The organism is Sinimarinibacterium arenosum (assembly GCF_005047655.1).
Taxonomy (GTDB): Bacteria; Pseudomonadota; Gammaproteobacteria; order Nevskiales; family Nevskiaceae; genus Solimonas.
The window spans coordinates 174460-187302 of record NZ_SUKF01000008.1; the positions used below are offsets into that span (position 1 = coordinate 174460).

10 protein-coding genes are annotated in these 12843 nt (G+C 63.0%); 4 read left to right on the top strand and 6 right to left on the bottom strand.

Annotation, left to right across the window (positions count from 1 at the left end):
* Positions 1-23: 23 nt before the first annotated feature.
* The gene (locus tag E4T66_RS16680; protein ID WP_136850308.1) at positions 24-1442 is read right to left on the bottom strand and encodes an FAD-dependent oxidoreductase; all 1419 of its coding nucleotides are present in this window, start codon (positions 1440-1442) and stop codon (positions 24-26) included.
* A 31-nt stretch (positions 1443-1473) separates the two neighbouring features.
* Positions 1474-5940, bottom strand: a complete 4467-nt coding sequence (gene gltB / locus E4T66_RS16685; protein ID WP_136850310.1) for a glutamate synthase large subunit — start codon at positions 5938-5940, stop codon at positions 1474-1476.
* Positions 5941-6147: 207 nt separating this feature from the next.
* On the opposite strand from gltB, the gene E4T66_RS16690 reads away from it, so the two are divergent.
* The 4 genes from E4T66_RS16690 (at position 6148) to E4T66_RS16705 (ending at position 7717) form a co-directional block, all read left to right on the top strand.
* On the top strand, positions 6148-6408 hold the full coding sequence (locus tag E4T66_RS16690) for a type II toxin-antitoxin system Phd/YefM family antitoxin (protein ID WP_136850313.1): 261 nt from the start codon (positions 6148-6150) through the stop codon (positions 6406-6408).
* A 30-nt stretch (positions 6409-6438) separates the two neighbouring features.
* The gene (locus E4T66_RS16695) at positions 6439-6867 is read left to right on the top strand and encodes a PIN domain-containing protein (protein WP_136850315.1); all 429 of its coding nucleotides are present in this window, start codon (positions 6439-6441) and stop codon (positions 6865-6867) included.
* Between the two features lie 145 nt (positions 6868-7012).
* Complete coding sequence (locus tag E4T66_RS16700; RefSeq protein ID WP_136850317.1) at positions 7013-7330, top strand: hypothetical protein; 318 nt, start codon at positions 7013-7015, stop codon at positions 7328-7330.
* Positions 7331-7381: 51 nt separating this feature from the next.
* Complete coding sequence (locus E4T66_RS16705) at positions 7382-7717, top strand: hypothetical protein (RefSeq protein ID WP_136850319.1); 336 nt, start codon at positions 7382-7384, stop codon at positions 7715-7717.
* Between the two features lie 78 nt (positions 7718-7795).
* Here E4T66_RS16705 and E4T66_RS16710 read toward each other — a convergent pair whose 3' ends face one another.
* The 4 genes from E4T66_RS16710 to pilQ all read right to left on the bottom strand — a co-directional run bounded on the left by E4T66_RS16710 (position 7796) and on the right by pilQ (position 12834).
* The gene (locus tag E4T66_RS16710; protein ID WP_136850321.1) at positions 7796-8947 is read right to left on the bottom strand and encodes a deoxyguanosinetriphosphate triphosphohydrolase; all 1152 of its coding nucleotides are present in this window, start codon (positions 8945-8947) and stop codon (positions 7796-7798) included.
* A 5-nt stretch (positions 8948-8952) separates the two neighbouring features.
* Positions 8953-10038, bottom strand: a complete 1086-nt coding sequence (gene aroB, locus E4T66_RS16715) for a 3-dehydroquinate synthase (RefSeq protein WP_136850494.1) — start codon at positions 10036-10038, stop codon at positions 8953-8955.
* 18 nt (positions 10039-10056) lie between these two features.
* The gene (gene aroK / locus E4T66_RS16720; protein WP_136850323.1) at positions 10057-10587 is read right to left on the bottom strand and encodes a shikimate kinase AroK; all 531 of its coding nucleotides are present in this window, start codon (positions 10585-10587) and stop codon (positions 10057-10059) included.
* Positions 10588-10752: 165 nt separating this feature from the next.
* Positions 10753-12834, bottom strand: coding sequence for a type IV pilus secretin PilQ (gene pilQ, locus E4T66_RS16725; RefSeq protein WP_136850325.1), 2082 nt, complete (start codon positions 12832-12834; stop codon positions 10753-10755).
* Positions 12835-12843 lie beyond the last annotated feature (9 nt).

Genomic DNA, 12843 nt, shown 5'->3' on the forward strand with positions numbered 1-12843 from the left:
GTGCCGTTATGGATCAGCCGGCTTCACACACCCAGGTAGTCGAGGATGCCTTCCGCGGCTTCGCGGCCTTCAAAGACCGCGGTGACGACGAGGTCTGAGCCGCGCACCATATCGCCGCCGGCAAAGACCTTGGGGTTGGCGGTCTGGAACTTGTGCTTGGCCAGCACTTCGCCGTAGACCTTCATGCGGCCGTCGTCATGCAGCTTGAGATTGTGATCGGCAAACCACTCTGCCGGGCTGGGGCGGAAGCCGAAGGCGATGATGACGCGATCGGCTTCGATAATCTCTTCCGAGCCTTCGACCACTTCCGGACGGCGGCGGCCGCGGGCGTCGGGCTTGCCGAGCTGTGTGGTGACGAGCTTGACGCCTTCGACCTTGCCGTTGCCGATGATCTCGACCGGCTGGCGGTTCCACAGGAACTCGACGCCTTCTTCCTTGGCGTTGGCCACTTCGCGCTTGGAGCCGGGCATGTTGGCTTCGTCGCGGCGGTAGGCGCAGTGCACGCTCTCGGCGCCCTGGCGGATGGAGGTGCGGTTGCAGTCCATCGCGGTGTCGCCGCCGCCGAGCACGACCACGCGCTCGCCGTTGACGTCGTAGGCCATGTCGTCGTTCGTGCCCTGACCCAGCTGACGGTTGATGTTGGCGATCAGGAACGGCAGCGCTTCGTACACGCCCGGCAGGTCTTCACCGGGGAAGCCGCCCTTCATGTAGGTGTAGGTGCCCATGCCGAGGAACACGGCGTCGTAGTCGGCGAGCAGCTGCTCGAAGCTGATGTCTTTGCCGATCTCGGTGTTGAGGCGGAACTCGACGCCCATGCCTTCGAGAATGCTGCGGCGCGTCCTGACGACGTCCTTCTCGAGCTTGAACGGCGGGATGCCGTAGGTCAGCAGGCCGCCGACTTCGGCGTACTTGTCGAACACGATCGGCTTGACGCCGTTGCGCACGAGGATGTCGGCGCAGCCGAGGCCGGCCGGGCCGGCACCGACAATGGCGACGCGCTTCTTGGTCCATTTGACCTTGGACATGTCCGGGCGCCAGCCCTGCTTGAGCGCCTCGTCGGTGATGTACTTCTCGACGCTGCCGATGGTGACGGCGCCGAAGCCGTCTTCCAGCGTACAGGCGCCTTCGCACAGGCGATCCTGCGGGCAGATGCGGCCGCAGATTTCCGGCAGCGAGTTGGTCAGGTGCGAGAGCTCGGCGGCGGCGAACAGGTTGCCTTCTTCCAGCAGCTTGAGCCAGTTGGGAATGAAGTTGTGCACCGGGCACTTCCACTCGCAATAGGGGTTGCCGCAGGCGAGGCAGCGGCCGGCCTGCGACTTGGCCTGTTCCGGCTGGAACTTGCCGTAGATTTCCTTGAAATCATGCACGCGGACTTCGACCGGCAACTTGGCCGGGTCCTGCCGTGGCAGATCGAGAAACTGATTGACGTTCTTGGCGCCCATGTGTGTCTCCGAATTTCTGTTTGCGCGGGCCTTAAGCCGCTGCGCGGACCGAGTCGATCAGCGAACCGATCTCGGCGGCACGCGGCTTGACCAGCCAGAACTTGCCGACGTAATCGGCCCAGTCCGACAGGATCTGCTGCGCCCATTTCGAACCGGTGACCTTGGCGTAGTCCTCGATCATGCTGCGCAGGAAGTTCTCGTGCGCCTCCATCGACTCGGACACCACGCGGTGGATGTCGATCAGTTCGTGGTTGTAGCGGTCCACGAATGAACGCTTCTCGTCCAGCACGTAGGCGAAGCCGCCGGTCATGCCCGCGCCGAAGTTGACGCCGGTGCGGCCGAGAACGGTGACCACGCCGCCGGTCATGTATTCGCAGCCGTGATCGCCGCAACCCTCGACCACTGTATGGGCGCCGGAGTTGCGCACGGCGAAGCGTTCGCCGGCCATGCCGACCGCATACAAGGTGCCGCCGGTGGCGCCGTACAGGCAAGTGTTGCCGATGATCGCCGCTTCGCGGGTTTCGTAGCGCACACCCTTGGCCGGCTTGACCACGATGCGACCGCCGGCCATGCCCTTGCCGACGTAGTCGTTGGCATCGCCTTCGAGTTCCAGATGCAGGCCGCCGGCGTTCCACACGCCCAGCGACTGACCGGCTGTGCCCTTCAGCTTCAGCGTGATCGGGCGGTCGGACATGCCCAGATTGCCGTGACGCCGTGCGATCTCACCGGACAGGCGCGCGCCGATCGAACGGTGCCGGTTCTGCACGGTGTAATGGAATATCCCGCCGGTCTTGTGCTCGATCGCCGGCAGGCAGTCCTGCAGCATCGCTTCAGCGAGGTCGCCCTTGTCGAACGGCTCGTTGTTGAACATGCAGAACTGTGCGCTCGGCAGCGTCATGCCGGCCGAATCCAGGATCGGTTTCAGATCGAGGTTCTGCGCCTTGGCGTTCTCGGCCTCGTCGATCTCCAGCAGGTCGGTGCGTCCGATCAGCTCGGACAGCGAGTGCACGCCCAGCGAGGCCAGCCACTCGCGGGTCTCTTCGGCGACGAAGCGGAAATAGTTCATCACCATTTCCGGCAGGCCGATGAAGTGCTCCAGACGCAGCACCGGATTCTGTGTGGCAACGCCGGTGGCGCAGTTGTTCAGATGGCAGATGCGCAGGTATTTGCAGCCCAGTGCGACCATCGGCGCGGTGCCGAAACCGAACGACTCGGCGCCGAGGATCGCGGCCTTGATCACGTCGAGACCGGTCTTGAGGCCGCCGTCGGTCTGTACGCGGACCTTGTCGCGCAGGTTGTTCATGCGCAGGGTCTGATGCGTCTCCGACAGGCCGAGCTCCCACGGCGTGCCGGCGTACTTGACCGAGGTCAGCGGCGATGCGCCGGTGCCACCGTCGTAACCGGAGATCGTGATCAGGTCGGCATAGGCCTTGGCCACACCGGCGGCAATGGTGCCGACGCCGGGGCCGGAGACCAGCTTGACTGAAACCAGCGCCTGCGGATTGACCTGCTTGAGGTCGAAGATCAGCTGTGCGAGGTCTTCAATGGAATAGATGTCGTGATGCGGCGGCGGCGAGATCAGCGCAACGCCAGGCTTGGAGTAGCGTAGCTTGGCGATCATGTCGTTGACCTTGTCGCCGGGCAGCTGTCCGCCCTCGCCGGGCTTGGCGCCCTGCGCGACCTTGATCTGCAGCACTTCGGCATTGACCAGGTAGGCCGGGGTGACGCCGAAGCGCCCGGACGCGACCTGCTTGATCTTGGACATCTTCTCGGTGCCGTAGCGCACCGGGTCTTCGCCGCCTTCGCCGGAGTTGCTGCGGCCGCCGAGGCGGTTCATGGCGATCGCCAGCGCTTCATGGGCCTCCGGCGACAGCGCGCCCAGCGACATGCCCGCGGAGTCGAAGCGCTTCAGGATCGCTTCAACCGGCTCGACCTCGCTGACCGGAATCGGTTTGGCTGCCTTGAGCTTGAACAGATCGCGGATCGTTGCGACCGGACGCTCGTTGACGTGGGTCGCGTAGACCTTGTAGTCGGTGTAGTCGCCGGACTTCACCGCCTGCTGCAGCGTGCGGATCACATCCGGGTTGTAGGCGTGGTATTCGCCGCCGTGGATGTACTTGTACTGACCGCCCTGCTCGATCGGCTTGCGTGCACTCCACGCGATCTCGGCGAGGCGCTCCTGATCATGCTGCAGATCGGCGAAGCGCGCGCCCTGGATGCGCGATACGGTGCCTTCGAAGCAATACGAGATCACTTCCTCATGCAGGCCGACCGCCTCAAACAGCTGCGCGCCGCGATAGCTGGAGATCGTGCTGATCCCCATCTTCGAGATGATCTTGTACAGGCCCTTGTTGATGCCTTTGCGATACGACTGGCCGAGTTGCTCGGCCGGTTTGCCCTTGACCTGTCCGGAGCGGACCATTTCATACAAGGTCGCATACGCCAGATACGGATAGATCACGCTGGCGCCATAACCGATCAGGCAGGCGAAATGATGCGGATCGCGCGCGGTTGCGGTTTCGACCACGATGTTGCTGTCGCAGCGCAGGCCTTCGGCGATCAGGCGGTTGTTGACCGCGCCAACCGCGAGCATCGCGTGAATCGGCAGCTTGCCGCGCTCGATGGCGCGGTCTGACAGCACCAGCACCACCTTGCCGGAACGGACTGCGGCGACGGCTTCGTCGCAGATGCTTTCCAGCGCACGCTTCAGGCCGGTGGCCGGATCGAAATTCAGATCGATCTGATGGTGGGCATAGGCCGGGTTGTCGTTGCCGATCGCCAGCAGGCTTCGGAACTTGACCTCGGACAGCACCGGCGAGTCGATCAGCAGCCGCGCGCAACGGGCCTGCGTCTCTTCGAACATGCCGCTTTCAGCGCCGAGCTGGCATTCCAGCGACATCACGATCTGTTCGCGCAGCGGATCGATCGGCGGGTTGGTGACCTGCGCGAACATCTGGCGGAAGTAGTCGTAGACCGAACGCACCTGGTCCGACAGCACCGCGAACGGCGTGTCATCGCCCATCGAGCCGACCGCTTCCTGACCGGCCTGCGCGAGGGGGCGCAGAACCTGATCGCGTTCCTCGAAGCTGAGCTGGAACATCTTGTGGTAGGTCGCCACCATGTCCGGCGGCATCGCTTCCAGCGAGTTCGGATCGTCCGACAGACTGGCTTCAAGGCGTTTCATGTTGCCCTTGAGCCACTGCTTGTACGGACGACGCGAGGCCAGCATGCGGTCGATGTCTTCCGGACGCAGCAGCGCCCCGGTTTCAGTGTCGACCGCGAGAATCTCGCCCGGGCGCAGACGGCCTTTTTCGACCACGTCCTGCGGACGGTAGTCATGCACGCCGATTTCCGACGCCAGCACGATGTGGCGGTCGGCGGTGATTACGTAACGCGCGGGGCGCAGACCGTTGCGGTCCAGGCAGCACGCGGCGTAGCGGCCATCCATGATGACGACGCCAGCGGGGCCGTCCCACGGCTCCATGTTGACCGAGTTGTACTCGTAGAACGCGCGCACGTCGGGGTCCAGATCCTCGACGTTCTGCCATGCCGGCGGGATCAGCGCGCGCATCGCTGCAAATACGTCCATGCCGCCGGCCAGCAGCACTTCGAGCATGTTGTCGAGCGACTGCGAGTCCGAGCCGGACATGTTCACCAGCGGGGCGATTTCCTCGATGTCGGGCAGATCGGCGCACTGGAACTTCTTCGCACGAGCCTGCGCCCACTTGCGGTTGCCGGAGATGGTGTTGATCTCGCCGTTGTGCGCCAGATAGCGGAACGGATGGCACAGATTCCAGCGTGGCAGGGTGTTGGTCGAGAAGCGCTGATGGAAGACGCACATCGACGATTCCATGCCCGGATCGGCCAGGTCCGGATAGAAGTCCGGCAGATACTCCGGCATCACCAGGCCTTTATAGACCAGCACGCGGCAGGACAGGCTGGTGATGTAGAAGTCGCGGTCGCCCTCGGCTTCAACCGCCTTCTCGACGCGACGACGCGCCTTGTACAGCTTCAGCTCGAACGCGAACTTGTGCGTGCCCTTGGGCGCGCCGACGAAGATCTGTTCAATCTGCGGCAGCGACCGCAGCGCTTCTTCGCCCAGAGCGGAAACGTCGGTCGGAACCTCGCGGTAGCCGATCAGGTTCAGACCCTGCAGTTCCAGCGATTCGGCCAGCAGCTGCTTGGCTCGCGCGCGTTGCTTGTCGTCGCGCGAGAAGAAGATATTGCCGGCGCAGAAGTTGTCGTCCAGCTCGAATCCGAGCTTGGTCGCTTCGCGACGCAGGAAGCTGTCCGGCTTCTTCATCAGCAGGCCGCAACCGTCGCCGGTCTTGCCGTCCGCGGCGACGGCGCCGCGATGCGTCATCCGGTGCAGCGCGGTGACAGCGGTCTGAATCAGCTTGTGGCTGGGCTGATCGTCCATGTGGGCAATCAGGCCGAAGCCGCAGCTGTCTTTCTCGAATTCTGGGCGATAGAGGCCGTAGGGCTCGCGGTCCAACATTGTGCTCGCTCCGGTAGGACGCCCGGAATACGGGCATCGAAATCCAAACTCCCTGATCACAGGGGCGGAGCAGTGTGCAGCAGCGTAATGTTGCATCGCAAACCGACCGCTGCCGGTGTGGTGGCATTTCGGGCGACTATTAATTGAATCATGTACTTATCGCGAGTAGGATATGGCCATCTACATGGCCATGACGCGCGAGCCCCAGTGAAATCCGTCTCTATCGCCCAAGCCAAGAATGCGCTGGCCGAGCTGCTGCATCAGGTCGAGGCGGGCGATCCGGTGCGGGTGACACGGCGCGGCCGACCCGTTGCGGTGATGGTTTCCGAAGCCGAGTTCGAGCGGCTGAAAACGGCGGCTGCGTCGGCCGCGGACTTCGGCGCCTGGGTCCACGCCTGGCGCGGGCGCTTGCCGGAGGCGTTCGAGGGTGTCAGCGCGGACGAACTGAACCGGTGGAGCGAATTCTGAACAAGTACGGCATCGGGGTCTGAGTCCGCCATGGCCTCCTCCGCCCTCTACCTGCTGGATCTTGCGGTACTGGCCGAGTTGACCCGGCCGGCCGGAAACCGTCGGGTGCAGACCCTGTTTCGCGAGCATCAGCGCGTCAGCGCCATCGCCGCGCCCACGGCCTACGCGCTGCTGCGCGGGGTCGAGGCGGTGCCGGAAGGCGCCCGGCGGACGCAGTTGGCCGGCTTCGCCCACGAACTGGTCCGCAGCGGTCCCCCGGTCCTGCCGTTCGATCGCGATGCGGCCCTGTGGCTGGCGCGGGAGGCGCCACGCCGTGCCCGGCAGGGACGCAACTGGACGGCGCTCGAGGGCCAGCAGGCCGCAATCGCCGCGACCCAGGATATGGTGCTGGTGACCCGCACCCCGGCGACGTATGCGGGTGCTCAAAGTCTGAGGACCGAGGACTGGTTCAGGCCTTAGCGACTGGGGAATTCGGCGTGGCATCGAAGCGCCAGGCTCTCTGGGTGAAAGGCCCCTATTACCTCTTCGAATTGCGTGGGATAGACTGCTCCTGCCTCTGGGGAGGGGAAAATCATGTGGCGTTTTTTTTGCTGCGCTTTGCGCAGTGACGCTGATCGGCTGTACGTCGACACATATCATCAAGGCGCCGCTGCCAGCGGCTTCGCGTGATCATTTCGATCGCGGCGAACGGCTAGAACTGACAAAAAAAGACGGACAGATCATTACGCTGACGTTCGACTCGATCGATGCTGCGAATTTCATCGGATTCGACGGCAAACGTCGTGTCGCCGTTCCGCTCGATCAGATCCGAGATATCCGTCACCGCGATGTCAGCATTGGTAAATCCATTGGGACCACGGCGATTGCGCTGGGTGCGGCGTTCGTCCTGTACATCGCCATCATCCTGTCGCGACTCGATTGACTGCGTCGCGAGCGGATCGTACGGATGCCGGGGCCAAAATCGGAGAGCGGCATGCTCAGACTTCTTGCGGTGTATTGCCTGTCCGTTGTACTTGCTCTCACGAGCGGATGCGCGGCGACCTATGTGGTCGCCCCGGCGTCGCCGCGGGCGGCCAAGCAGCAGCTGAAAGTAGGACAGGAAGTTGTGATCAGGTTGAATGATGCCAAGAGCTATCGCGCAACCGTCGATTGCATATGCGATGACGGCCTGCACACCGATGTCGGAACCTTCGCGTATGCGGATATCCAGAGGGTGGAGGTACGCAAGGTCTCCCCCCTTCGAACGACTGGCGCGGTGATCGGAGCATTCCTGCTGATCTCGGTGGCAAGAGTTTTTGGCGCACCCTGACGGGGCTTGCGTGCGGGGTGGAAAGGTAGGGCGCCTCTGCACCCTGGGACCGCAGGGAATTTCTGCGCAATAAGCCGATCAGCGCAGGCGTCGCGGATCGAACAGACGTTCGTATTCGTCGAGCGCAAAGCGGTCCGTCATGCCGGCGATGTAGTCGGCGACAACGCGGGCGCGCCCCAATTCGGGATCGTCGCGTTCCTGTTGCTGCGTGGACGCATGAAAGTCCGGCGGCAGCAGGCGGGGATCGTCCATGAACCCGGCAAACAGTTCGCGAATCACGCGCTTGGCTTTGAACATCATGCGGTAGACGCGATGGTGCTGATACAAGTGCTCACGCAGGAAGCGCTTCAGCGTGTCATTTTCCGCACGTTGCTGGGGACTGAAGTCGATCAGCGGGTGCGGCAGTGCGCGAACGGCAGCGATGCTGTCGACACCGGCCTGCTGCAGCGCTGTGCGTGAGTGATCGAGCAGATCTGTGACCAGCGTGTTGATAATGCGGCGGATGGTCTCGTGACGCTGCTGTTTCGGCAGGATGTCGCCGTAGCGTTCGAGAACTTCGTCGTGATGTCGGCGGAACAGCGGCACCTCGCGCAGCTGCTCGAAGCTCAGCAGATTCGCGCGGATGCCGTCGTCGATGTCGTGATTGTTGTAGGCGATCTCGTCGGCGCGGTTTGCCAGCTGGGCTTCCAGACTGGGTTGGGTGCGCTGAAGAAAACGCTCGCCGACGTCCCCCAGCTGGCGCGCGCGCGTTGCTGAGCAGTGTTTGAGGATGCCCTCGCGCGTATCGAACATCAGGTTGAGTCCGCGAAACTCGGCGTACTTGTCTTCAAGTTCGTCGACCACGCGAAGTGACTGCGCGTTGTGCTCGAAGCCTCCGTACGGCTTCATGCAGTCGTTCAGTGCGTCCTGCCCGGCGTGTCCAAATGGGGTGTGACCGAGATCGTGTGCCAGCGAGATGGCTTCGCACAGATCCTCGTTGATGCTCAGTGCGCGCGCCATGGTGCGTGCGATCTGTGCAACTTCAATCGAATGCGTCAGCCGGGTCCGGAACAGGTCGCCCTCGTGATTGACGAAGACCTGGGTCTTGTATTCAAGGCGGCGGAACGCGGCCGAGTGAATGATGCGGTCGCGATCGCGCTGGTATTCGCTGCGATGCCCGGTGGTTGATTCCGGATGGCGACGGCCGCGTGAGCCAGCCGAAGTGGCGGCATAGGAGGCCAGCTCGCGCATGGCGATCAATGGTCCGCCCGTGGAAACGTGCTGAGCGTTTCGGCCAGCGCATCGTGGTCGAAATCCGCGGTCACGACCGCTTCGCCAAGCTGGCGCAGCAGAATCAGACGCAGGCGCCCGCTGGCAACTTTTTTGTCCAAGGCCATCAACCGTACAAAGTCTTCCGATCGCATCCCGGCAGGCAAAGTGACCGGCAGTCCGAAGCGGGCGATCAGTGCCGAGCAGCGATCTGCGTCGGCGCGGGAGATCCAGCCGCTGCGGGCCGACATGTCTGCCGCCATGCACAGGCCGGCGGCGACGGCTTCGCCGTGCAGCCACTGGGTGTAGCCGGTAAAGGTTTCGATCGCGTGCGCGAACGTGTGCCCCAGATTCAATAGCGCACGGATGCCGCCTTCGCGTTCGTCCTTGGCGACGATCTCGGCTTTCATTTCGCAGCTGCGTCGAATGGCATACGCGGTTGCTGCCGGATCGAGTGCCAGCAGTGGATCGATGTTGGTCTCAAGCCATTCGAAGAATCCGCGGTCGCCGAGCATGCCGTACTTGATGACCTCGGCTACGCCGGCGCGCAGCTCGCGCGGCGGCAGGGTGCCCAGGGCGTCGGTGTCCGCCAGGACCATGAGCGGCTGATGAAATGCGCCAATCATGTTTTTGCCGAGTGCGTGATTGACGCCGGTCTTGCCGCCCACCGAGGAATCAACCTGGGCCAGCAGGGTTGTCGGCACCTGCACAAAGTCGATGCCGCGCTGGTAGATCGCCGCGCTGAAGCCGACGAGATCGCCGATGACGCCGCCGCCAAGCGCGATAAGGACCCCGTCACGTGGCAGACGTGTCTGCAGCAGCCAGTCCTGAATGCTTCCCGCGGTGTTCCAGGTCTTGGTTGCTTCGCCGGCTGGAACCACACGCACCTGGTCGTCGTTCAGCGTCAGCAGGGTGCTCACGCGGGAAAGATAGTGAGTGGCGACGTTGCTGTCTGTCACCAGTCGCAATGGACGGTCGCGGATTGCGGACCACAAACTGGGGTTGTTCAGCACGCCGGTGCCGATGTGGATCGGATAGCTGCGGTCACCCAGAGCGACAGATAAGGTTTGCATGGACATGGGGTGGTGAAATCAGATTCCAGCGGGGCGATCGAGAAATTGCTCGATCTCGCGAATCACCGAGCGCGCGCTGCGATGGTCGGTCAGCACCGTCAGGTCGGCAATTTCCTGGTATAGCGGATCGCGGACTTCGAACAGCGCCTGAAGCGCGGCGCCTCGATCAGGGGCTTTGGACAACAGGGGCCGAGTATCGCTGCGCTGAGTCCGGGCCAGCTGCTGCATGACACTGGCATGCAGGTAGATCACCCGTCCGCGCGCACCCAGGGCCTGACGGTTGTTCGGATCCAGAATGGCACCGCCGCCGGTGGCAAGTACGATGCCAGGCTGTGCTGTGAGTTCGTCGATGACCTGCTTTTCGCGCCGACGAAAGCCGGCCTCGCCTTCCTTCTCGAAGATGTACGGAATGTCGACACCGGTACGGTGCTCAATCTCGTGGTCGGAGTCGACGAACTCCATGCCGCGCATTTCCGCCAGCTTGCGGCCAATGGTGGTCTTTCCCGCGCCCATCGGACCGATCAGAAAAATGCTTTGAGCGACCGCCACGGAATCAGGCCCGCCGCACAGCGCTGGCTGCGATGCGTCCGTGTCTGAATGCCGCTATGGGGTCGTCCATCAATGCCGCGTTGCGAAGAAATCGGGGAACGCAGTATAGCCCCAGCCGCGTAACCCTCGCGGCTGGGGGAATTGCTGAGGCTCTGAATTTCGGCGCTAGGGCGTTGAAAGGCCTTCCTGCAGGACCTTGGGGGTCACGAAGATCAGCAGCTCACGTTTGTTCTTGGACCGCGAGCTGTTGCGGAACAGGTGGCCAAGCAGGGGGATGTCTCCAAGCAGCGGCACCTTGGCGGTGGATTCCACGGTTTCTTCCTGGAATACCCCGCCCAGCACGACTGTTTCGCCGCTGCGGATCAGAACCTGGGTTTCGACCTTGCGGGTGTCGATTGCCGGCGCACTGCCGGTCCCGGTGGTCACGTTTTCTCCCTGCGAGTCGTTGCTGACCGACAGGTCCATCACAACCCGATTGTCCGGGGTGATTTGCGGCGTGACCGTCAGTGACAGCACCGCTTTCTTGAACTGGGTCTGCGTGCCCGTGTTGCCGCTGGAGGTTTGATACGGAATTTCGCGTCCCTGTTCAATGGTGGCCTGCTTGCCGTTGGCAGTGATGACCCGCGGGGTGGAGATGATCTCACCGCGGCCTTCCTGCTGCAGCGCGCTGAGTTCGAAATCCACCAGGAAGTCGGAACCCAGAATGGTCCACGCCAGACGACCGGCCGGACTGCTCGCGGTTGGCAAATTGACAACGTACGAATCGTTGAGCGCAGGGATGCCGCCGTTGGCAACGGTACGTGAGCCGGCATTGCTGCCGGATTGGCCGATAGTGGTATTTCCTGCGGTGCCGATGGTACTGGTTCCGAAACGGGTGCCCAGTTCGCGCGCGAAGTCGTCATTGGCGATGACGATGCGTGACTCGATCAGCACCTGACGTACAGGGACGTCGAGACGCGCGACCAGCTTGCGGACTTCGTCGATTTTCTCTCGGGTTTCCAGCACCAGCAGCGTATTGGTGCGTTCGTCTACCGACACGCGGCCGCGTTCGCTGAGCAGCGAGGTATCGGCGCTGGAAAGCAGTGCCTTGATATCGGTCGCCTTGGCGTAGTTGACCTGGATGATCTCGGAACGCAGAGGGGCGAGCTCGACCTTCTGCTTGAGCGCCTCAAGTTCAAGTTTTTCGCGCTGGGCAATTTCGCTGCTTGGCGCGACCAGCATCACGTTGCCCTGCTGCCGCATGCCCAGACCTTTGGTGCGCAGGATGATGTCAAGTGCCTGGTCCCAGGGCACGTTTTCCAAGCGCATCGCCATATCGCCGTTGACCGAGTCGCTGATCACGATATTGGTGCCGGCAACGTCGGCGATGATCTGCAGCAGGGAGCGGACGTTGATGCTCTGGAACGAGAGGCTGATGCGTTCGCCAGTGAACTGTGGCTGGCTCAGTTTGCGCTGTTCGACCTCGCTGGCCGTCAGCGGAATCAGCTCGACGGTGTACTGGTTGCCGGACTGGTACGCGGTCTGTTCATAGTCCTTGTTGCCTGCGATGGTCACCACGATCTCGGTGTCGTTGCCGGCGTGGAGCACGTCGACAAATTTCACCGGTGTGGCGAAGTCGAGGACGTCCATGCGCCGTGTCAGCGCGCTTGAAACCGAAGCATTGCGGAAACGGGTGATGATCTTGCCGCTCTCGTTCCGGGTATCGACCGGGATGTTGGGGTTCGAAAGACGAACGAGTACGCGTCCCTCGCCGTTGTCGCCGCGACGGAAGTCCACGCCCTCGATCTGCGCGCCCGCGCGTGCGGTGGCGGTTGCCATGCCCGACGGAGTGGACACCATGGCCCCGCCGCCGACGCGAATCAGCAGCGTGTTGCTGACCTGCTTGACGTCGTACTGTGCCGGGTTGTTGAGCTCGACCACCAGTCGCGTCCGCGTTTGTGATTCGGCCATGGCGACCGCGCGCACGTTGCCGATGTTGACCTTGCGGTAGCGCTCGGTCATCGCAAGACGGGTATCCGGCAGGTCAATCGACAGCCGTGCCGGTTGGTCGACGGAAAACACGGCAGGCTGCGGCGCCGGCTCGGACATGGTCAACGTGATCAGAACGCCTTGTCCTTCTTGGGCGACAAAGTCGATGGACTCGAGTGCGCGGTCAGCGGCCGGCTGGGCGTGTAGACCGACGGCAGCCAGCGCGAACACAAGTCCTCCCAGGAGTCGTCTGCGTCGTGCGGCGATGAGGTTGAACATAGTGATACT